The organism is Pseudomonas sp. SDO55104_S430, assembly GCF_054070595.1.
Genome location: NZ_JBSVXG010000024.1, coordinates 26,102 through 47,035, shown reverse-complemented (window position 1 = coordinate 47,035; position 20,934 = coordinate 26,102). Strand labels below are relative to the sequence as shown.

The 20,934-nt window shown below is 61.2% G+C and carries 17 protein-coding genes; 9 read left to right on the top strand and 8 right to left on the bottom strand.

The window, feature by feature from the left end:
* Positions 1 to 812: 812 nt before the first annotated feature.
* The 5 genes from ACW9JE_RS07395 to ACW9JE_RS07375 all read left to right on the top strand — a co-directional run bounded on the left by ACW9JE_RS07395 (position 813) and on the right by ACW9JE_RS07375 (position 6,745).
* Positions 813 to 2,168, top strand: a complete 1,356-nt coding sequence (locus ACW9JE_RS07395) for a spinster family MFS transporter (RefSeq protein ID WP_457432350.1) — start codon at positions 813 to 815, stop codon at positions 2,166 to 2,168.
* A gap of 84 nt (positions 2,169 to 2,252) precedes the next feature.
* Complete coding sequence (locus ACW9JE_RS07390) at positions 2,253 to 3,227, top strand: AraC family transcriptional regulator (RefSeq protein WP_224533057.1); 975 nt, start codon at positions 2,253 to 2,255, stop codon at positions 3,225 to 3,227.
* 95 nt (positions 3,228 to 3,322) lie between these two features.
* Positions 3,323 to 4,429 (top strand): NAD/NADP octopine/nopaline dehydrogenase family protein, encoded by a 1,107-nt coding sequence (locus tag ACW9JE_RS07385; protein ID WP_457432349.1) that lies wholly within the window; start codon positions 3,323 to 3,325, stop codon positions 4,427 to 4,429.
* A complete protein-coding gene (locus ACW9JE_RS07380) occupies positions 4,429 to 5,427 on the top strand; it encodes a 3-hydroxybutyryl-CoA dehydrogenase (protein ID WP_457432348.1) in 999 nt (332 codons plus the stop codon). The genes ACW9JE_RS07385 and ACW9JE_RS07380 overlap by 1 nt, the downstream gene beginning before the upstream one ends.
* Before the next feature lie 67 nt (positions 5,428 to 5,494).
* Positions 5,495 to 6,745, top strand: coding sequence for an OprD family outer membrane porin (locus tag ACW9JE_RS07375; protein WP_457432347.1), 1,251 nt, complete (start codon positions 5,495 to 5,497; stop codon positions 6,743 to 6,745).
* Between the two features lie 215 nt (positions 6,746 to 6,960).
* On the opposite strand, the gene gudD is transcribed toward ACW9JE_RS07375, so the two are convergent.
* The 5 genes from gudD to ACW9JE_RS07350 all read right to left on the bottom strand — a co-directional run bounded on the left by gudD (position 6,961) and on the right by ACW9JE_RS07350 (position 12,997).
* Entirely contained in the window at positions 6,961 to 8,310 is a 1,350-nt protein-coding gene (gudD, locus tag ACW9JE_RS07370; RefSeq protein WP_457432346.1) for a glucarate dehydratase, read from the bottom strand.
* Positions 8,311 to 8,314: 4 nt separating this feature from the next.
* On the bottom strand, positions 8,315 to 9,688 hold the full coding sequence (locus ACW9JE_RS07365; protein WP_457432345.1) for an MFS transporter: 1,374 nt from the start codon (positions 9,686 to 9,688) through the stop codon (positions 8,315 to 8,317).
* A gap of 156 nt (positions 9,689 to 9,844) precedes the next feature.
* Positions 9,845 to 10,885: a LacI family DNA-binding transcriptional regulator gene (locus ACW9JE_RS07360; RefSeq protein ID WP_457432344.1), complete on the bottom strand. Its 1,041-nt coding sequence runs from the start codon at positions 10,883 to 10,885 to the stop codon at positions 9,845 to 9,847.
* A gap of 268 nt (positions 10,886 to 11,153) precedes the next feature.
* Entirely contained in the window at positions 11,154 to 12,734 is a 1,581-nt protein-coding gene (locus tag ACW9JE_RS07355; protein ID WP_457432343.1) for an aldehyde dehydrogenase (NADP(+)), read from the bottom strand.
* Between the two features lie 101 nt (positions 12,735 to 12,835).
* On the bottom strand, positions 12,836 to 12,997 hold the full coding sequence (locus tag ACW9JE_RS07350; RefSeq protein ID WP_224533092.1) for a DUF2986 domain-containing protein: 162 nt from the start codon (positions 12,995 to 12,997) through the stop codon (positions 12,836 to 12,838).
* A 300-nt stretch (positions 12,998 to 13,297) separates the two neighbouring features.
* On the opposite strand from ACW9JE_RS07350, the gene ACW9JE_RS07345 reads away from it, so the two are divergent.
* From ACW9JE_RS07345 to ACW9JE_RS07330, 4 genes are all read left to right on the top strand, one after another.
* The gene (locus ACW9JE_RS07345) at positions 13,298 to 13,684 is read left to right on the top strand and encodes a hypothetical protein (protein ID WP_457432342.1); all 387 of its coding nucleotides are present in this window, start codon (positions 13,298 to 13,300) and stop codon (positions 13,682 to 13,684) included.
* Positions 13,668 to 13,850 (top strand): DUF1289 domain-containing protein, encoded by a 183-nt coding sequence (locus ACW9JE_RS07340; RefSeq protein ID WP_457432341.1) that lies wholly within the window; start codon positions 13,668 to 13,670, stop codon positions 13,848 to 13,850. Before ACW9JE_RS07345 ends, ACW9JE_RS07340 begins: the two co-directional genes overlap by 17 nt.
* A 475-nt stretch (positions 13,851 to 14,325) precedes the next feature.
* Positions 14,326 to 15,537 carry a M24 family metallopeptidase gene (locus ACW9JE_RS07335; RefSeq protein ID WP_457432340.1) on the top strand — a complete coding sequence of 404 codons (1,212 nt, stop codon included), beginning with the start codon at positions 14,326 to 14,328 and terminating at the stop codon, positions 15,535 to 15,537.
* Between the two features lie 224 nt (positions 15,538 to 15,761).
* Entirely contained in the window at positions 15,762 to 17,102 is a 1,341-nt protein-coding gene (locus ACW9JE_RS07330; protein ID WP_224533046.1) for an MFS transporter, read from the top strand.
* 127 nt (positions 17,103 to 17,229) lie between these two features.
* On the opposite strand, the gene ACW9JE_RS07325 is transcribed toward ACW9JE_RS07330, so the two are convergent.
* The 3 genes from ACW9JE_RS07325 to ACW9JE_RS07315 form a co-directional block, all read right to left on the bottom strand.
* The gene (locus ACW9JE_RS07325) at positions 17,230 to 18,249 is read right to left on the bottom strand and encodes a GlxA family transcriptional regulator (RefSeq protein WP_224533045.1); all 1,020 of its coding nucleotides are present in this window, start codon (positions 18,247 to 18,249) and stop codon (positions 17,230 to 17,232) included.
* Between the two features lie 272 nt (positions 18,250 to 18,521).
* A complete protein-coding gene (gene gabP, locus ACW9JE_RS07320) occupies positions 18,522 to 19,916 on the bottom strand; it encodes a GABA permease (protein WP_457432339.1) in 1,395 nt (464 codons plus the stop codon).
* 79 nt (positions 19,917 to 19,995) lie between these two features.
* On the bottom strand, positions 19,996 to 20,778 hold the full coding sequence (locus tag ACW9JE_RS07315; protein WP_224533043.1) for a creatininase: 783 nt from the start codon (positions 20,776 to 20,778) through the stop codon (positions 19,996 to 19,998).
* Positions 20,779 to 20,934: the final 156 nt, after the last annotated feature.

Here is a 20,934-nt window from a genome sequence, read left to right as displayed (position 1 = left end):
TAAGAGAACTTCATTGAAGTGATTGTGAACATCGACGGCATTGATAAGGCCGCAGATACACCACCGGTCTTAGTGATAACCCATACCCTGTAGGAGCGAGCACGCTCGCGATGGTCGTCAACGATGATGTTGGGCACCTGACACCCCGCGGTGTCCAGGCTTCCATCGCGAGCAAGCTCGCTCCTACAGTGGTTTCGGTATGGCCACAGATTTTGCGGCCAGCCACCAAACCCATTGTGGGAGCGAGCCTGCTCGCGAAGGTTCTGTGTCATTCGCCATTGATGTTGGATGTGCCAGCCTCTTCGCGGGCAAGCCCGCTCCCACAGTGGTTGAGGTTGCTCGCCAGTTTCGTGCACATCCGCAGGTCCGATAGCAGCTGGCGAAGCCTGCGTCCGGCTGCGCAGCAGTCGCAAAACCTGTACACCGGATATATCTGACATACCGGGGCGTCTGGGTTTACGGCTGCTTCGCAGCCGGACGCAGCCTTCGGCAGCTGCTACAGGGATTGCATTCCGTGCGCCCCGCCAACTAAAGAAATCCCCAGTACGAATGGGAGATTTACTTGCACCACCGGCTGTTCATCTTGATACCCCCCCGGCATCCACTGACTTACCTTAGCTGCAGCGATGCGCATCGTCGCTGTGGTCTGCTTCATCCCGTACGCCTTGCAGTCAAACCATAACAACAAGAGAACCGACAATGTCCAAGCCCTCCGTCCCTCCTGAAATCTGCCCTCCATCCCCCGGCACACAGCGTGCATGACCGGTGGCCCGGTCACGCATACGAACGGATTCCAAGAGGAGCAAACACCAGTGAATATCCAGGTCGATAACGCGGTCCTGCAGAAGAAGAAAACCTACATCTACGAATGGTATGTGGTGGGCCTGTGCATGGTGGCCTACATCTTTTCGTTCGTGGACCGGCAGATCCTCGCGCTGATGATCGAGCCGATCAAAGCCGATTTGCAGATCAGCGACACCCAGTTCAGCCTGCTTCACGGGCTGGCGTTTTCCCTGTTCTACGCCTTCATGGGCATGCCCATTGCCTACCTGGCCGACCGTTTTTCCCGGCCGAAGATCATTGCCGTCGGGGTGGTGTTCTGGAGTCTGGCGACGGCGGCTTGCGGGTTGAGCAAGAACTTCCTGCACATGTTCCTCGCCCGCATCGGTGTGGGTGTCGGTGAAGCGGCGCTGTCGCCGTCGGCGTATTCGATGTTCAGCGACATGTTCCCCAAGGAGAAGCTCGGCCGTGCCGTGGGCATCTACTCGATCGGCTCGTTCGTCGGCGGTGGCCTGGCCTTTCTGGTGGGCGGCTATGTGATCGCGCTGCTCAAGGACATGAGCACCTTCGAAGTCGCCTTTCTCGGCGCCATGAAAGCCTGGCAGCTGGCGTTCTTCATTGTTGGTTTGCCGGGCATCCTGGTCGGCATTCTGATCTGGCTGACGGTGCGCGAACCTGCGCGCAAAGGCTTGCAGGTGGATGAACAGGGCCGGCCGAAGAAAGTCGCGTTGAGCGATGGTTTCCGCTTCCTGGGTCGTCACCGCGCCACCTTCACCTGCCATTACCTGGGCTTTTCGTTCTACGCCATGGTGCTGTTCTGCCTCATGAGCTGGAGCCCCGCGCTGTATATCCGCAAGTTCGGCCTGACGCCGGTCGAAGCGGGCTACATGCTCGGCACGGTGCTGTTGCTCGCCAACACCACCGGCGTGCTGTTCGGTGGCTGGCTCACTGATCTTCTGGCCAAGCGCGGTCATTCGGATGCCGCGATGCGCACCGGGGTGATCGGCGCCCTCGGCATGGCGGTGCCGGCCGTATTGTTCTCGCAGGTCGATCAACTCTGGCTGTCCGTGGCGCTGCTGGTGCCGGCGATGTTCTTCGCCTCGTTCCCGATGCCGGCCTCGACCGCCGCCATGCAGATCCTCGCCCCGAATCAGGTGCGCGCCCAGGTTTCGGCGGTGTTCCTGCTGATCAGCAATCTGCTGGGCCTGGGGTTGGGCACCACACTGGTGGCGCTGCTGACCGACCGCTACTTCGGCTCGCCTGCCGCTGTGGGCTCGTCGATGTCGCTGGTGATTGTCGGTGCCTCGGCTTTGACCGTGCTCCTGCTGTGGCGCGGCTGCCGCTGCTTCCGTGAAAGCCATGCCCGGGAGTATCCGACCCAGGCCTGATCCACGTTGCCCATGATCCGCGTCTCGGCCTCGCCCTGTCTGAACGGGGCGGGGCCGAGGCGCGCCTGATCAGGAGAACCCTCGATGCTCAATGACGTACACCTGCTGGAACGGCACAGCCTGCTGAGCTCGGCCGATTACCGCGAGATCAAGGACAAGGTCAGCCATTACCTGTGTCCGCACAGCTTCAACGTGCTGTGCGACGAGCCCATGCACACCCGGCTCAACGGCGTGTTCTTCGGCGACGCGGCGCTGCTCGACCTGAGCTATGGCGCGCCGGTGGAAGTCACCATCGGCGACATCACCCACCAGTACCTGTTTCGCATCACCCTGCGCGGCAATTGCGAAGTGGCCCACGGGCAGCGCAGCGCGGCGATGCAGACCGGGTGCCTGAGCGTATCCTCGCCGTTCGCGCAAAGCCGCATCGTCACCGACGGCGAATGCCGCAACCTGATCCTGCGCATCGACCGTGACGCCCTGGAAACCCAGCTGCAACGCCTGCTCGACCGCAGCCTGCAGCAGTCGGTGATCTTCGATGTCAGTGTCGATCATCAGGGCGCCGGCGCCGTCAGTCTCTACCACACTCTGGACTACATCTGCCGGCTGTACGGTAGTGGCGTCGACGGCTCGCTTCTGGCCGGCAACCTGTCCGAATACCTGATGCAATTGCTGCTCACCCAGTTGCCGCACAACTACTCTGCGGACCTGTTGAACGACACCCGCGTGGCGCTGCCGCACCACGTGAAGAAGGCCCGGGACTACATCGAGGCGCACCTCGATGAACCCATCAGCCTGACCACCCTGAGCGAACTGTGCGGCGTTTCGGTGCGCACCCTGCAGAACGGCTTCAACCAGTTCCTCCAGCAGGCGCCGCTCAATTACATCCGCGACCGCCGCCTGGCCGTGATCCATGAATCCTTGAAGCAGGGCAGGGCCGGCGAAACCGTCACCGACATTCTGCTGCGTCACGGGATCAACAGCTTCGGGCATTTCTCCAGCGCTTACCGGCAGCGTTATGGCTGCCTGCCGTCGGACACCCTGCGCCGACAGAAGCATTGAGGCATGTGCGCAATCGGTGAGTCGATTGCGCAATCGGGAGAGTCGTTGGGGGGAGGGCTCGATAGGATCGAGCCACTGACAAGAGGAGCTTTCCCATGAAGATTACCGTGCTGGGTGGTGGTCACGGCTGCTACGCCGCTGCCGCAGAAATGGCTGAAAAGGGGCACGCGACCCGCCTGTGGCGTCGTGACAGTGCAGCGCTCAAGGCGCTGCTGAACATCGGCAGCCTGACCATCAAGGACTACCGTGGCACACGCCAGCTGTCCGTTGGCAAACCAGGCGATGCGCTGTCGCTGACCGACGATCTGGCCGAAGCCCTGGGCGACGCGCAGCTGGTGATCATCCCGCTGCCCTCGACCTCCCACGAAGATCTGGCCAGGCAGGTCGCGCCGCACCTGCACGACGGTCAGGTGGTGTTCCTGCCGCCGGGCACTTTCGGCAGCTACGTGTTTGCCAAGGCTATGGCCGATGCGGGTAATCGGAGCAGTGTCGCCTTCGCCGAAACCGGCACGCTGCCGTACCTGGTGCGCAAACACGGCGCCAGCAATCTGGTGATCAGCGGCTACGCGACCCGCCTGCCGACCGGCGTGTTCCCCAGCAACCTGTCCGAGCATGCCTTTTCGGTGCTGCGCGAGGCCTATCCAAGTGTCGAGCCGATCGAAGACGCCCTGAGCGGTGCGCTGATGAACGCCGGCCCCATCATTCACCCGCCGCTGATCATGATGAACGCCGGTCCCCTGGAGCATTTCGAGACCTGGGACATTCATCACGAAGGCACCCAGCCATCGATCCGCCGCGTGACCAACCAACTCGATGCCGAACGCATGGCCGTGCGTGAAGCCCTGACCTACGGCGCACCGCATTTTCCGCTGGCCGATCACTACAACACCACCGAAGGCGAGGAGTGGATGTACGGACGCGGCGCCCACGGCAAGCTGACCGACAGCGGCGACTGGCGCGAAGACATCGACCTGCAGAAACACCGCTACATGCTCGAGGACACCCGTCTGGGCCTGTCCTTCCTGGTGTCCGTTGGGCGTTGGGCCGGTGTGCCGACACCGGTGGCGCAGGGCTTGCTGAGCATTGCCTCGGCGGTTGCCGCCCGCGACCTTTACGCCGAAGGCCGCACCCTGGAAAACCTTGGCTTGGCCGGGTTGAGCCGAGTGCAGATGACCGAGCTGCTGACCCGGGGTTTCAATTGATGAGCGCCGCGCTGCCTAACGTCAGCGTGGTCGGCGCCGGGCGGATGGGCGAGGGCATTGCCCTGGCCTTCATCCACGCGGGCCTGCCCGTCACCCTGATCGACATCAAGGAACGCGCCGAACAAGAGCGGCGCGACTATTTCGAGCGCGTGCGCGGCAATGTTCGCAGCGAACTGCAGATGCTGGTGCGTCTGGGCATGCTGTTGCCGGAGCAGGCCGACATCGCGTTAGCCCGTTTGACACTGCAATCCCGATCCGCCGCCACGGCGACCTTGCGCGAATGCGAGCTGGTGTTCGAAGCGGTTCCGGAAGTCATCGCGGTCAAACAGGAGACCTTCGCCTGGGTCAGCGAGCACGTCCCGGCATCGGCCATCATCGCCTCGACGACCTCGACCTTCCTGGTCACCGAGCTGGCGGAAATGGTCAGCGAGCCCAAGCGTTTCGTGAACGCCCACTGGCTTAATCCCGCGTACCTGATGCCGCTGGTGGAAGTCAGCCGCAGCGAAGCGACTTGCCCGCAAGTGGTGGAGCGCCTGCTGCAACTGCTCAAGCAGATCGGGAAGGTGCCGGTGGTGTGCAATCCGGTGGCCGGCTACATCGTTCCGCGCATCCAGGCGCTGGCGATGAACGAGGCGGCGCGGATGGTCGAGGAGGGCGTGGCCAGTGCCGAGGATATCGACACCGCCGTGCGCGTCGGTTTCGGCCTGCGGTTCTCGGTGCTGGGCCTGCTCGAATTCATCGACTGGGGCGGCGGCGACATTCTGTACTACGCCTCGCGTTATCTGAGTGGCGCGCTGGCGCCGCGTTTCGAGTCGCCGCAGGTGATCAGCGACAACATGCAGAACGGCCGAAACGGCTTGCGCGATGGCCAGGGTTTTTACGATTACCGGGGCCAGGACGTGGACGCCTACAAGCAGCAGCGCCTCGGCGACTTCGTGCGCAAACTCGAGCTGTCCGGCCTGACGCCCGCGTTCGAGGGGGCCTTGAAACGCCCCTGATCGCGACTCCTTTTATTGACCTCCTATAAGCACAGTGCCCTGGCACATACAAACGTGGAGATGTGAGATGGTTCATGGAAACCGGCTTTGCCGTGGGCTGGGTATCGCCAGCGTATTGGGTTTGACCTGTTCGACGTTGACGGCGCATGCCGATGTGATCGATGACAGTCATTTCAAGATCGACACCCGCAACTTCTACCTGCATCGCAACTACACCAATACCAATGCGCCGGTGTCCGAAGTGCACAGCTGGTCCCAGGGTTTCGATGCGCAGTTCACCTCCGGCTACACCGACACGGCCCTGGCCATCGGCCTGGATGTGGATGCGCAATACGCCGTGCGCCTGGACTCGTCGGGCAATGACGGTTCGTTGCCCTACAGCGTCAGCAAGCAGCAGACCGCCGACGACTACAGCCGCGCCGGCGCGACTCTGAAGATGCGCTACAGCAAGACCGAGCTGAAGGTCGGCGACATGCGCCCGCAATTGCCGGTGGCGTTCGATGATACCAGCCGCCAACTGGACACCATCTACCAGGGCGCGGTGGTCGAGTCCAAAGAGGTCGATGGCCTGACCCTGACTGGCGGGCGCTTCTGGTCTGCGGTCACCCGTGAATCGTCCAATCACGAGAAACTCTACAAGTGGGGCACCACCGACAATCTCGACAGTGACGGCCTGGACTTTGGCGGGGCCACCTACGACATTACCAAGAACCTGCAGGCCAGCTACTTCTACGGGGTGCTGCACGACATTTACCAGCAGCACTATTTCGGCCTGATGCACATGGCTGACTTGGGTGGTGGGTACAAGCTCAAGAGCGACCTGCGCTACTTCAACAACAACGAAGACGGCAATGCGGTGGCCGGTGAAATCGATAACCGTGCCTATGGCGCGTTGTTCACACTGCTCAAGGGCGCGCACATGTTCGGCGTCAGTTACCAGCGCATGCTCGGTGACAGCATCTTCCCGACCATGAACGGCTACATCCCGCAGCCTTACCTGGTGAACTGGTCGTCACTGGCTTTCATTCGCCCGGATGAAAGATCCTGGTCAGCGCGTTACGGCTATGACTTCGCAGGGTTGGGCGTGCCTGGGCTGAAGTTCTACAGCCGCTACACCAAGGGCACCCACTGGGATCGCGGGGGGAATTTGAGCGACAACCAGGAGAGCGAGCGCAACCTGACCCTGAGCTATGTGGTGCAGAGCGGGGCGTTGCAAGGGTTGGCGTTTGATCTGCGTAATATCGATGTGAAGCAGAAGTATGGGTATGACTACAACGAGTATCGGTTTGCGACGACCTATACCTGGAAGTTCTGGTAAGGGGCGCGCAGGCGCGGACACTGCCTGACCTTGTGGAAATGAGATCATTGTGGCGAGGGGGCTTGCCCCCGTTGAGTCGCGAAGCGGCCCCAAAAGATGGGACTGCTGCGCAGTCCAACGGGGCGGTGCGACGATTCGACAAGCCCCCTCGCCACAGGTTATGTGCCTAGCCGTACTGGCCTGCATCCCGAATCAAAGGAAGCAGGCCCACACAATCAACGAACCATACACGGCCGCTTGTTGTTGAACTCCCAACCCGGCACCAGATACCGCATCGCCGTTGCGTCATCCCGCGCGCCCAGGCCCATGCCCTTGTAGAGCTCATGCGCCTTCATCAAGTCATCCCAATCCAGCTCCACCCCCAGCCCCGGTTTCTTCGGCACCTCGACCATCCCGCCCTTGATCTGCAGCGGCTCTTTGGTCAGGCGCTGGCCGTCCTGCCATATCCAGTGGGTGTCGATGGCAGTGATGGTGCCCGGTGCGGCGGCGGCCACGTGGGTGAACATCGCCAGGGAAATGTCGAAGTGGTTATTGGAGTGCGAGCCCCAGGTCAGGCCCCAGTCGTCGCACATCTGCGCCACGCGCACCGAGCCCTGCATGGTCCAGAAGTGCGGATCGGCCAGCGGAATGTCGACCGACTGCGACTGGATCGCATGGCCCATCTGGCGCCAGTCGGTGGCGATCATGTTGGTGGCCGTGCGCAGGCCGGTGGCGCGACGGAACTCGGCCATGACTTCGCGACCGGAGTAGCCGTTTTCCGCACCGCAAGGATCTTCCGCGTAAGCCAGCACGTTGTGCTGATCACGGCACAGCGCCACGGCTTCCTTCAGCGACCAGGCACCGTTCGGATCGAGGGTGATGCGCGCATCCGGGAAGCGCTCCGACAAGGCGGTGACCGCCTCGATCTCCTGCTCGCCGCGCAGCACGCCACCCTTGAGTTTGAAGTCCTTGAAACCGTAACGATCGTAGGCCGCCTCGGCCAGCGCCACCACCGTCTCCGGTGTCAGTGCCTCTTCGTTGCGCAGGCGGAACCAGGCGTTGTCGGCGTCCGGTTCCGAGCGATAGGCCAGGTCGGTTTTCTTGCGGTCACCGACGTAGAACAGGTAGCCGAGCATCTCCACGGCATCGCGCTGCTGGCCCTGGCCGAGCAGGGCTGCCACCGGCACGTCCAGGTGCTGGCCCAGCAGGTCGAGCAGGGCCGATTCCACGGCGGTCACCGCATGAATGGTGATGCGCAGGTCGAAGGTCTGCAGGCCGCGGCCGCCGACATCGCGATCGGCGAAGGTGCTGCGCACGGTGTTCAGCAGGCTTTGATAGTTGCCGATGGACTGGCCGATGAGCAGGTCGCGGGCGTCTTCCAGGGTCTTGCGGATGCCTTCGCCGCCCGGCACTTCACCGACACCGGTGTGACCGGCGCTGTCCTTGAGGATCAGCACGTTACGGGTGAAAAACGGGCTGTGGGCGCCGCTCAGGTTGAGCAGCATGCTGTCGTGACCGGCAACCGGAACCACTTTCAGTTCGGTAATGACAGGGGCACCAGTGTGGCGTTGGATCAGAGTTTCCATGGATTCATACCTTTCCTGCAGTGGTGGGTAATGTGCCTGCTTGCACGGCGTGATCCGGTTCTGCGGACACGCCCTTGAGTTCGATGCGCTTGATGTCGCCAACGATGAACAGGTAGCTGATCGCGGCCAGAAGGGCGTTGGCGCCGACGAAAACCAGCGCCATCTTGAAAGAGCCGGTGGCGGCGATGATGTAGCCGATCACGATCGGGGTAGAGATCGAGGACAGGTTGCCGAAGGTGTTGAACAGGCCACCGGAGAGACCGGCGATCTGTTTCGGCGAGGTATCCGACACCACGGCCCAGCCCAGCGCACCGATGCCTTTGCCGAAGAACGCCAGGGCCATGAAGCACACCACCATCCAGTCGGCGTCGACGTAGTTGCAGATGATCATGCTCACCGACAGCATCATGCCGCACACGATCGGCGTCTTGCGCGCCACGCTCAGGGAGTGGCCGCGGCGCAACAGCATGTCCGACAACACGCCGCCGAGCACGCCACCGAGGAACCCGCAGATCGCCGGCAAGGAGGCGATGATGCCGGCCTTGAGAATGGTCATGCCCCGTTCCTGCACCAGATAGACCGGAAACCAGGTCAGGAAGAAGTAGGTGAGGGCGTTGATACAGAACTGGCCCAGGTAGATGCCGGCCATCATGCGGTTGGTCAGCAGTTGACGGATGTAATCCCATTTCGGGCCACCGTCCTTCTTCTTGCTCTTGTCATCCAGATCGACCAGGCCGCCGTTTTCAGCGATGTACTGGACCTCAGCGGCGTTGACGCGCGGGTGATCCTTGGGGCTGTAGATGGTCTTCATCCAGATCATCGAGAACACGATGCCCAAAGCGCCCATCACGATGAACACGTGCTGCCAGCCGAAGGTGTAGACGATCCAGCCCATCAGCGGCGCGAACAGCGCGGTGGCGAAATACTGCGCGGAGTTGAAGATCGCCGAGGCCGTGCCGCGTTCCTTGGTCGGGAACCACGAGGCGACGATCCGCGCATTGCCCGGGAACGAAGGCGCTTCGGCCAGACCTACCGTGAAGCGCAGAAGGAACAGCAGTACCACGGCGGTGGAGATGCCGAATTCGCCAATGTAACCCTGCAAGAGGGTGAAGAACGACCAGGTGAAAATGCTCCCGGCGTAGACCTTTTTCGAGCCGAAACGATCGAGCAGCCAGCCACCCGGAATCTGCCCCAGAACGTAGGCCCAGCCGAAAGCGGAGAAGATGTAACCGAGGGTCACAGCGTCCAGGCCCAGGTCTTTCTGGATGCTGGAGCCGGCGATGGAGATGGTGGCGCGGTCGGCATAGTTGATCGTCGTCACCAGGAACAGCATGAGCAGGATCAAATAGCGGACGCGGGTTTTCTTGGGTTGTTGCATGTTTGACGCTCCCACGAATTATTTTTGTGCGGGTAGATCTGTCAGGACGACGCGAGCCGTCGTGTGTCGTTGTAGGTTGTCGTACAACGATAGCGCTATCATAAACAGATAGCGCTATCATTCAAGCGCCGTTTGGCGACTTTTCGAAAACCGCGATCAGGTGCTGGCGCGTTCGATCAGCTCGAAGCCTGTATCCATCTGGCTTACAGACAAATCGGCGGTGCCGGAAAATCTTTTGAGCAGGGCTTCGGCGATTTCTCGCCCCATGCTCGCGGCATTGACACTGACGGTAGACAGCGCGGGGTGGGCAAATTTCGCATTGGTGATGTCGCCGAATCCGAGTACGGCGATGTCCTGGGGAACCCGCAGCCCTTGAAGGGCGGCTTCAGCGAGTACGCCGAAGGCCAGGGTGTCGGAGCTGCAGAAGATCAGCTCCGGTGGTGTTTCCCGTTGCTGGAGGCGTTTCAAACCTTCACGGCCGACTTCCCAGGTCGCCGGCAGCGGGAGGATTTCAACGGGGACCTGATCCAGTCCGTAGGTCTTCAGGCGCGCGATCAGGCTGTCGCAGCGGCGAATGGCGCGCGGGTCGTCCACCGAGACCACGGAGAATCGACGATACCCCTTGGCAAAGAAGTGATCGGCGACCACCTCGCCGACTTTCTCGTGGGAAAAGCCCACCTGCATGTCCAGCGCCGTTTCACTCAAGTCCCAGGCTTCTACCACCGGAATGCCCGCCGACGCCAGCCGGCTGCGACTGGCTTCGGTGTGCAGGGTGCCGGTCAGCACGATGCCGTCCGGACGCCGGCCGAGAATGGCTTCGAGCAGGGCTTCTTCCTTTTCCGGTGAGTAGCCGGTGGGACCGAGCAACGACTGATAACCGGCCTCGGTCAGCCGATCCATGATGGCTTGCACGGCGCCGGCGAAAATCGAGTTGGCAATGGTCGGCAGCAGAATCGCCACCAGCCGGCTTTTGCTGGAGGCCAGGCTGCCGGCCAGCAGATTGGGCACGTAACCCATCTCGCGCACCACTTCCAGTACGTGCTCCCTGGTCGTATCGCTCACCAGTTCGGGGCGGTTCAGAGCGCGGGAAACGGTGATCGGCGAAACGCCTGCCTTCACGGCCACGTCAGCCACCGTGAGGGGAGAGTTGCAATTGCCGGTGGTCAGGGCAATTTCGCGTTTCGATTTTTTGGCCACATGGCACCTGGCGGGACTGAGAAAGACAGGCGAAATGTTAACGGTCTTTTCAGTGTGGTTCCATGAGGTAAGCCCAGTCAGTCAAACCACCGCAAAACCTGTAACAGCTGCCGAAGGCTGCGTCCGGGTGCGCAGCAGCCGTGAAATCAGCCATCGCGGTGTGTCAGGTTGATCTCGTACTCAGGTTTTGCGACTGCTTAGCAGTCGGACGCAGCCTTCGGCAGCTGCTACAGGATCGCGGTGTTCACGAACCTGTAGCAGCCGACCTTTATAGCGGATCGCGGGTGGTCACACCGTCCACCAGCCGTGCGATGGCCAGCGGGTTAGCGTTTTTCAACGCTGGCGGCAGCAGCGCATCCGGGTAGTTCTGGTAGCACACCGGGCGTAGGAACCGATCGATGGCCAGGGTGCCGACCGACGTGCCACGGGCATCGGAAGTCGCAGGATACGGCCCGCCATGGACCATCGCATCGCTGACTTCCACACCGGTCGGGTAGCCGTTGAGCAGCAGGCGACCGGCTTTGCGTTCCAGCAGCGGAACCAGTGCGGCGAAGGCTTGCAGATCGGCAGGTTCGGCAATCAGGGTCGCGGTGAGCTGACCGTGCAGGCTGGCCAGTACCTGTTGCAGTTCAGCCGCGTCGGCCACTTCGACCACTACGGTGGTTGGACCAAACACTTCCTCTTGCAGCAGCGGATCGCCAGTCAGCAACAGTCGCGCGTCGGCCTTGAACAGCTGCGGCGCGGCCTGGTTGCCTTGTTGTGGCTGGCCGGCCAGATGGCTGATGCCATCGTGGGCATGCAGACGTTCAACGCCTTTGGTGTAGGACTTCAAGGTGCCGGCGTTGAGCATGGTCTGGGACGCCTGATCGGCCATGCGCGCGGCCAGCGCAGTCAGGAAGCGTTCGAACTCGGGGGAACGAATGCCGATCACCAGGCCCGGGTTGGTGCAGAACTGGCCGCAACCCTGAACCACCGAGGCGGCCAACTGGCTGGCGATGTCGTCCGAACGGGTCTTGAGTGCTTCGGGCAGCATGACCACCGGGTTGATGCTGCTCATTTCGGCGAAGACCGGGATCGGCTGCGGGCGCGCCGCGGCCATGTCGCACAGGGCGCGACCGCCGTGCAGCGAACCGGTGAAACCCACGGCCTGGATGGCCGGATGCTTGACCAGCCCGGCGCCGACGCCGTTGCCGTGGATCAGGTTGAATACGCCGGCGGGCATGCCGGTTTTCTCGGCGGCGCGCAGGATGGCCGAGGCCACGAAGTCAGCGGTCACCATGTGGCCGCTGTGGGCCTTGAAGACCACCGGGCAACCGGCGGCCAGCGCCGATGCGGTATCGCCGCCAGCGGTGGAGAAGGCCAGCGGGAAGTTGCTGGCGCCGAAGACGGCGACCGGGCCGACGCCGACGCGATACTGGCGCAGGTCAGGACGCGGCAGCGGGGTGCGCTCCGGCAAAGCCGTGTCAATTCGCGCGCCGAGGAAGTCGCCGCGACGCAGCACCTGGGCGAACAAGCGCAACTGGCCGCTGGTGCGGGCACGCTCACCGATGATGCGACCTTGCGGCAAGGCGGTCTCGCGGCACACGTTGGCAATGAAGTCTTCACCCAGCGCATCGAGCTCGCCGGCAATCGCGTCGAGGAACGCTGCGCGCTGCTCCGGCAGGAAATGGCGATAGGTCACAAAGGCGGATTCGGCGGCCAGTGCGGCAGCGTTCACTTCCGCCTCGGTAGCCTGGTAAAAAGCGTAGGGCAGTGCCTCTCCGGTCGTTGCGTCGAGGCTGTGCAGCAGGACGTCGCCTTCACCGCTGGTGCGGCCGCCAATGTAATTCAAGCGGTGTTCAATCGACATCTTCGTCTCCTGTTCGTCAGAGCGTAGATGTATAGCCAATTGAAGCGATTACGCCTAATGAGATGTTTTGATTATTCGATAACCACAGGGAATCGGTCCGATCAGCTCTCCGAGGAAGTCACCGAGTCGTCAGCAACCTCGGCCGCCAGCTTCAGGCGGTCGGCTTTGCTGATGTATTTGGGTTTATTCTTCGGTGCCAGCTTGGCATTGGCCTTCTTGGCGTGGGCTTCGAGCAACTGCTTGATTTTTTTGCGGCGGTTCATTTGGGCTTCTCGGTCTGTAACTTTTTGAATGATATCAGATCGAGGTTTTCGGCCTGTCTCTGCAAACACGGACCTGTAGGAGCGAGCTTGCTCGCGATGGTCGTCAACGATGACGCTGGCAGCCTGATACCCCGCGATGTTCTTGATACCATCGCGAGCAAGCTCGCTCCTACAGTGAGGGGCGGTTGTCAGTTTGAAGTAATGGACGTCCTCGTTGCTGGCGATGTCTACCGAAAATGTGCGCACGGTGTTGAAGCCTGCCCACGAAGTCACGCACCTGATAGTGGAATACCGGACCGCATGAGCACTAAACCCAAACACTCCGCCATGGAACGAGAACTGTCCCGCGCACTGACCTGGGCCTGCGAGCTGGCCAAGAGCGAAATCGTCGGTTTCGAGTGGCTGACCCATCGGGTGGATTACCAGCGTTTTCCCGACAGCCTCATCGTCACCTGGGTGTTCCAGGGCGAGAGCGACCTGAAGACCGCTGTCGCCGGCCAGGCCAAGGCGAGGATGCACGAACTCACCCAGGCCGCCCTCGAGGACATCGGCATCACCGTCACCGACATCGCCGCCCACGTCGAATTCGACTCCGAAGAGCGCTGCGCCGCCCAACATGGCGGCGATTGGACGGCGCGGCTGAACTCACGCAAACCCTCGGGCGGCAAGCATGGCAAAAGACATTGAAAACCCCTGCGTTTCGCTGTGTCAGCTCAACAGCGAAATGTGCGTGAGCTGCGGCCGCACCCGCGAAGAAATCCGCAAATGGCGAGGCATGAAACGGCCGGAGAAGATGGCGACCGTGCAGAGGGCGACGGCGCGGATGAAAAGCATCAGAAAGAAACGCGGCTGACACCTGTAATCGGATGGGCTCTGGAACACCGCGGGGTATCAGGTTTCCAGCGTTATCGTTGATGACCATCGCGAGCATGCTCGCTCCTACAGGATTTTGGTAGTTCACCGGTTCTGCACACGACGCAAAAACCTGTGGGAGCGTGCTTGCCCGCGAAGACGGCCTCCCAACCGACCTGATTCTTGAGAATGTACCCAATCCCATTGTGGGAGCGAGCCTGCTCGCGATGAATGTTCAGGCAACGCGTGCATCCAGGCAGTCAGCGTCATCGTTGACGACCATCGCGGGCAAGCCACGCTCCCACAGTGGTTTTGTGTCGTTCGCAGATTTCGCAGGTGCCCGCACCCGCAGCGGATCTGGCCAACTACGGGTCGGATTCGCGCAAAAAACCGCCCCTTGCATCTGTTCGAATGATCTTCAGCGGCTCGCCAGATTGGCGCCCTCTGTCGCTCGATCAATGACAAGGATAAATGACATGCAAATGCCGAAAACCATCAAGATCAAGAACGGTGAAAAAGTCAGCCCGACGTTTTCCGCTCAGGAATACGCCAACCGCCAGGCCAAATTGCGGGCTTATCTGGCGCAGAACAATATCGACGCAGCCGTCTTCACCTCGTATCACAACATCAACTATTACAGCGATTTCCTGTTCTGCTCCTTCGGGCGTCCGTACGCGCTGGTCGTGACCCAGGACAGCGCCGTGACCATCAGCGCCAATATCGACGGTGGCCAGCCATGGCGCCGTACCGTCGGCACCGACAACATCGTTTACACCGACTGGCAGCGTGACAACTACTTCGTCGCGATCCAGCAGGCATTGCCAAAGGCCGGTCGCATCGGCATCGAGTTCGACCATCTGAACCTGCTCAATCGCGACAAACTGGCCAGCCGCTATCCGCAGGCGGAGCTGGTGGATATCGCCTCACCGTGCATGCGCATGCGCATGATCAAGTCCGCCGAAGAACACGCGATCATCCGTCACGGCGCGCGCGTTGCGGACATCGGTGGTGCCGCCATCGTCGAAGCGCTGCGTGATCAGGTTCCGGAGTACGAAGTCGCGCTGCACGCCACCCAGGCAATGGTGCGCGAAATTGCCCGCACCTTCCCCGATTCCGAATTGATGGATACCTGGACCTGGTTCCAGTCCGGCATCAATACCGATGGCGCGCATAACCCGGTGACCTCGCGCAAGGTCAACAAGGGCGACATCCTCAGCCTCAACTGTTTCCCGATGATCGCCGGTTACTACACCGCGCTGGAACGTACCTTGTTCCTCGACCATTGCTCCGACGAGCATCTGCGCCTGTGGGAAGTCAACGTCAAGGTGCACGAGGCCGGCCTGAAGCTTATCAAGCCGGGCATGCGCTGCTGCGACATCGCGCAGCAACTGAACGAGATCTTCCTGGAGCACGATCTGCTGCAATACCGCACCTTCGGCTACGGCCATTCCTTCGGCACGCTGAGCCACTACTACGGTCGCGAAGCGGGGCTTGAGTTGCGCGAAGACATCGACACCGTGCTGGAGCCAGGAATGGTGGTGTCGATCGAACCGATGATCATGCTGCCTGAAGGCCTTCCAGGTGCCGGCGGGTATCGTGAACACGACATCCTGATCGTCAACGAACAGGGCGGGGAGAACATCACCAAATTCCCGTATGGCCCTGAACACAACATCATCCGCAAGTAATCGCCCGCGCCGCACAGTGAACCTGTGCGGCGTTGCTTTTTGGCGAGAGGCACCGGCCGTCACCGCGGCCGGGTTTTACCGGAAAAACCAACGCATGCACGCGAAATGCGCGCAGCATCTACTGACCCTTGACCCTGCCAAGTACAACAATAGGGGGTTTCTGTCATGTTCTGTGTCCCTGCCTTTCATCCCGCCCACCGCACCTCTACTCACGGAGGTGCCCTATGAGCACTCCAAGCGCAAGCCTGACGCCAGCCATGGCCCGAGAGCTTGAACAGACCGCCGAGCGCAAGGCCCTGCGCCGCGCCGCCAGCGCCAGTTTCATGGGCAACTTCGTCGAATGGTTCGACTACGCGGCCTACGGTTATCTGGCAACGGTGATCGCACTGACGTTTTTCCCGCAAACCGACAAGACCACCGCGCTGCTGGCGACCTTCGCCGTGTTCGCGCTGTCGTTTATCGTGCGTCCGCTGGGAGGCCTGGTCTGGGGGCACTTCGGCGACAAGTACGGGCGCCGCAGCGCGTTGTCCTGGTCGATTCTGATCATGTCGGTCTCGACCTTTTGCATCGGCATCCTGCCGACCTACAACCAAATCGGTCTGTGGGCACCGGCCTTGCTGTTGCTGATTCGCCTGTTCCAGGGCTTCTCCGCATCGGGCGAATACGCCGGGGCATCCGCCTTTCTCGCCGAGTACGCGCCCGAGGGCAAGCGCGGTTTGTACACCAGCATTGTTCCGGCAAGCACAGCGGCCGGCCTGCTGTTCGGTGCGGTGTTCGTCGCGGGTCTGCATGCCTGGATCAGTGTCGAGGACCTGCACAGTTGGGGCTGGCGCTTGCCCTTTCTGCTGGCGGCGCCATTCGGGCTGGTGGGGCGCTATATCCGCATGAGCCTGCAAGACACGCCGAAGTTCCTGGAGATGGAAAAGCGCCTCGAAGCCAAGGAGTGCGCGACCCACGCGCCGGTGCGTGAACTGCTAACCGTGCATCGGCGCAGCGTGATGATCGGGATCGGCGCTACCTGCCTGAACGCGGTGGCTTTTTACCTGTTGCTCAGCTACATGCCGACCTACCTGTCCACCGAAATGGGCATGAGCGAGAGTGATTCGTTCCTCGCCTCGACGGTGTCGCTGGCGACCTACATCGGGCTGATTTTCTTGATGGGCAAGCTGTCGGACAGGTTCGGGCGCAAGACCATGTTGCTGACTGCGTCGGTATTGTTCCTGGTGCTGACCTTCCCGCTGTTCGGAATGCTGGATCATCAGCCGTTGATGGTGATCCTGATGATCCAGATTGCCTTCGGCGCGATCCTGGCGATGAACGACGGCACCTTGCCGTGCTTCCTCGCCGAGATATTCCCGACGCGCGTGCGCTTCAGCGGGTTTGCCTTCAGCTTCAACATCGCCAACGCCGTGTTCGGTGGCACCGCACCCTTTATCGCCACTTGGCTGATTCAACTGACCGGCAACAAAATGGCTCCGGCCTGGTACCTGCTGGCGGCTGCGGCGGTGGCGTTGATTGCGATGCTGGCGAGTCGGGAGACGGCGCATAAGGCGTTGCAGGACTGATTGACCGGAATGCTATCGCGAGCAGGCTCGCTCCCACAGGGGATCTTCATTGAACACACGTTCGGTGTTCATCAGGATCAAATGTGGGAGCGAGCCTGCTCGCGATGGGGCCAAACCATCCACCCAATCAATGCACCGCCGCCACCTGCCTGCGCTCACCCATCGGCGATACCCCAAAAAACCGGCTATAGCATTTGGAAAAATGCGCCGGCGAAACGAAGCCGCAGGCGAGGGCGATGTCCCGGACCTGCGATTCGCTGCGCAGCAGCAATTGCCGCGCCCGTGACAGGCGCAACTCCAGGTAGTACTGACTCGGCGTGCGCTGCAAATGCTTGTGAAACAGGCGCTCCAGTTGCCGCACCGACACCTCGTTCAACCGCGCCAGTTCCTCGAGCCCCACCGGCTCCTCGAGATTGGCTTCCATGATCGCCACCATCTGACTGAGCTTGGGCTGCGAGGTACCGAGCTTCTGCCGCAATGGCACACGCTGTTGTTCCTGTGCCCCCCGTACCCGATCACACAACAGCAACTCCGCCGTATGGGCCGCGATGTCACGACCATCAGGCTGGTTGCGGGCAATCAATTGCAGGGTCATGTCCATGGAGGCCACGCCACCGGAGCAGGTGTAGCGATCGCGGTCGAGCTCGAACAGCTGGTTGGAAATGATGATCCCCGGGAAACGCTCCTTCAGCGCCTCGATATCTTCCCAGTGAATCGTGCAGCGATAGCCCTTGAGCAGGTCGGCCCGCGCCAGCAGGTGACTGCCCGTGCAGATCCCGCCCAGCGGCACCTGGTCATGCGCCAGCTTGCGTAGCCAATTGAGCAGCGGACGGCTGCTGTGATCGGAGACGATCGGGTTCGACCCCACGACGAACAGCACATCGAGTCTTGGGGCGTCGGCGATGGTGTGATCGGGCAGCACGCGCATGCCATTGCTGGCCGTGACCGGGTCCAGACTGGACGCGATGATGACGGTGCGGTACAGCGTCTTGCGGGCGGCCAGATTGGCCATGCGCAAGGTTTCCACGGCAGAGGCGAAGCCGATGGTGGTGAAGTTGGGGATGATCAGAAAGCCTATGGTTTTCACCGGCGTTTGTTCATTTGCCGAACGTCCTGCAGCGGGTTTCGCCACTTGGAGTTTCGCCATTTTGCCGCTCCTCGACTGCATCGGTGAGGTGCCCTTCGGCAGTCGGCCGACAGGGTCACCCTCATCTTGTTTTTATGGTTGTCGGCCCTGTTGCAGGGTCGGTGGAATCTTACACCCGGCGCCCGACCAGCAGGCTCTGACGGGACGAACAGGCATGTCGGGTGTGAGTGTGATCGAGCATGGAGCCCTCAACGAAAAAAAGCGGCCTGCTCGTGGAGGAGAGCGGCCGCAAAGAGGTGAACAGGGAATGTTTTATCGTGGGTGATTAAACCTCAGGCGTTCTCCGCCGGGCTCATTTCAACGTTAGGCACGGTCTTCTTCCCGGCATTGAAGATGGCGCCGATACACACGATGGACAGGGTCAGCGCTCCCGTCGCGATCACTTCCATGCGGTGCCCGGGCAGGATCAGCATGACCGCCAGAATGCTTAGGATGGCGGCAATGACCAGGTAGCTGAGCCAAGGGTAGAACCACATTTTGAAGGCGATCGGCTGACCTGAGGCATTCATTTTCTTGCGCAGTACCAGTTGCGAAACGGCAATGACCAGGTAGACCAGCAAGGCAACCGCACCGGAGGTGGCGAGCAGGAAGGAGAACACTTCGTCAGGCGCGAAATAATTGAGTGCCGTGGTCAGGAAACCGACTGCGGTACTGGCCAGGACCGCAATGAACGGCACCCCTGAAGACGATGTTTTCTGCAGGACCCGCGGGCCATCGCCGCGCTTGCTCAGCGAGTAGACCATGCGTGACGCGGTGTAGATGGCCGAGTTCAGGCAACTGGCGACGGCGATCAGCACGACGATGTCGACGATCAGTTTCGCGTGGGGAATGTTCATCAGCTCAAGCGCCCGCTGATAGGAGCCGACCTGCACGAGCATGGGGTCATTCCATGGAACGATGGAGATGATCAGGAACACCGACACGATGTAGAAAATGCCCATGCGCCAGACCACCGAGTTGGTGGCGCGGGTGATCTGTTTTGAGGGGTTGCGCGATTCGGCCGCGGCAATGGTGACGATTTCCGTGCCCATGAAGCTGAATACGGTGGTGAGCATTGCACCGACCACGGCGGTCATGCCGTTGGGCATGAAACCGCCGAACTGACTGCTCAATTGAGCGACACCGCTGACCGTCCTGTCCGGCAATGCACCTGCCAATGCAAGTCCGCCAAGGACGATAAAAGCCAGTACCGCGATGACTTTGAGCATGGCGAACCAGAACTCGAATTCTCCGTAGCGGGCGACACTGAACAGGTTGGTCAACGTCAACAGGCCGGTCACCGCTATCGCAAATTCCCAGGTTTGAATCGAGGGGAACCAGGCATTGAGGATGGCAGCAGCGGCGATGGCTTCAATCGGAATCACCAGCACCCAGAACCACCAGTACAGCCAGCCGATGGTGAAACCGGCGCCGCGTCCCATCGCCCGTTCGGCGTAGGTCGAAAACGAACCCGTATCGGGCGAGGCTACCGCCATCTCGCCCAGCATGCGCATGACCAGCACCACCAGGGTGCCGGACAAAATGTACGCCAGGATGGCGGCAGGTCCCGCCGAGGCGATGGCGTGTCCCGATCCGATGAACAGGCCGGCGCCAATGGCTCCGGCAATGGACAGCATGGTGACGTGGCGCTGCTTGAGGCCTGGGGAGAGATTTGAGCTGTTGGACATGAGACTTACCCTTTTTATTGTATTTGGGAGGGTGAAGCGTTAACAGTGAATCGCTTGTTTCGGCACGTCCGTGCGCTCGTTATGTCTTCAGATCGAAAGCTTCCCGTACCGCGGCACTGATGCCCGAGACACACACTTCAAGAATCAGCTCACCTTTCTCGCGGCTGGAGCCTTTGGGCGATGACAGCGTTCCGCAGGCGGGGGTGCGCTCCGGGATGATCGGGAAAACGTCATAGGGCGGGAAAGTGGCGGGTGGGTGATCGACAGCGCGACTCAGGTCGACCTTGTCCGGATGCAAGGCCAGCATCAGCGACGTTTCGAAAACGCCGCCATGTTCGATGTCCCAACCGAGGAAACCCTCGGGGTACAGCTTTTCAATCACGGCCGGGTCGTTGACGAAGTCCCAATAGGACAGCACCACCACCTTGAAGTCGTCGATGCCACCGTAGCGCAGTTCTCGCAGGGCAAGGTCGATGCCCTCGACGATGAACATCGAGTTTTCATAGTGACCGTTCATCATCACCAGCTTGCGTGCGCCATGGCGAGCAAGCTCTCGGATGATGTCCTGCACGGTATGGGTCAATGTGGCGCCATCGAGGCTGGTGGTGCCGGGAAAGTGGTTGCCGCCACCGGATTTCTGCTGTGATTTGTAGCCGTAGTTGAGCGCGGGCAGCACCAGACCGCCGACATTGCGTGCGACTGCCTTGCACACCGCGCTGGGCAACAGCACATCGACCTCCATGCACATGTGATGACCATGCTGCTCAAGGGCACCCACAGGCAGAAAGATGGGGCAGCCGGTCGCGACCTTCTGCGCGTATTCCGGCCACGTGAGTTCTCCAATAACGACACTGTTGTTCATTTACGCACCCTCTGAAATGGGTTGACCTATTGGCGATTGTCGACTGGTGGTTGCAGTCGTTCGCCGTTGTCTGACCGAGCCTTTCGATTGCGCAATCGAAGTTGGCGATGAGGGCGATTCGACCAGATCACGAGGAGGGCAACTTGTCCAAATCCG

Excerpts from the sequence above, each read along its gene's own strand:
- ACW9JE_RS07375 (WP_457432347.1), top strand. The coding sequence starts at position 5,495 with ATGGTTCATGGAAACCGGCTTTGCCGTGGGCTGGGTATCGCCAGCGTA.
- ACW9JE_RS07335 (WP_457432340.1), top strand. The coding sequence starts at position 14,326 with ATGCAAATGCCGAAAACCATCAAGATCAAGAACGGTGAAAAAGTCAGC.
- ACW9JE_RS07325 (WP_224533045.1), bottom strand. The coding sequence starts at position 18,249 with ATGGCGAAACTCCAAGTGGCGAAACCCGCTGCAGGACGTTCGGCAAAT.
- gudD (WP_457432346.1), bottom strand. The coding sequence starts at position 8,310 with ATGGAAACTCTGATCCAACGCCACACTGGTGCCCCTGTCATTACCGAA.
- ACW9JE_RS07340 (WP_457432341.1), top strand. The coding sequence starts at position 13,668 with ATGGCAAAAGACATTGAAAACCCCTGCGTTTCGCTGTGTCAGCTCAAC.
- ACW9JE_RS07365 (WP_457432345.1), bottom strand. The coding sequence starts at position 9,688 with ATGCAACAACCCAAGAAAACCCGCGTCCGCTATTTGATCCTGCTCATG.
- ACW9JE_RS07355 (WP_457432343.1), bottom strand. The coding sequence starts at position 12,734 with ATGTCGATTGAACACCGCTTGAATTACATTGGCGGCCGCACCAGCGGT.
- ACW9JE_RS07380 (WP_457432348.1), top strand. The coding sequence starts at position 4,429 with ATGAGCGCCGCGCTGCCTAACGTCAGCGTGGTCGGCGCCGGGCGGATG.
- ACW9JE_RS07345 (WP_457432342.1), top strand. The coding sequence starts at position 13,298 with ATGAGCACTAAACCCAAACACTCCGCCATGGAACGAGAACTGTCCCGC.
- ACW9JE_RS07315 (WP_224533043.1), bottom strand. The coding sequence starts at position 20,778 with ATGAACAACAGTGTCGTTATTGGAGAACTCACGTGGCCGGAATACGCG.
- ACW9JE_RS07385 (WP_457432349.1), top strand. The coding sequence starts at position 3,323 with ATGAAGATTACCGTGCTGGGTGGTGGTCACGGCTGCTACGCCGCTGCC.
- ACW9JE_RS07390 (WP_224533057.1), top strand. The coding sequence starts at position 2,253 with ATGCTCAATGACGTACACCTGCTGGAACGGCACAGCCTGCTGAGCTCG.
- ACW9JE_RS07330 (WP_224533046.1), top strand. The coding sequence starts at position 15,762 with ATGAGCACTCCAAGCGCAAGCCTGACGCCAGCCATGGCCCGAGAGCTT.
- ACW9JE_RS07350 (WP_224533092.1), bottom strand. The coding sequence starts at position 12,997 with ATGAACCGCCGCAAAAAAATCAAGCAGTTGCTCGAAGCCCACGCCAAG.
- gabP (WP_457432339.1), bottom strand. The coding sequence starts at position 19,916 with ATGTCCAACAGCTCAAATCTCTCCCCAGGCCTCAAGCAGCGCCACGTC.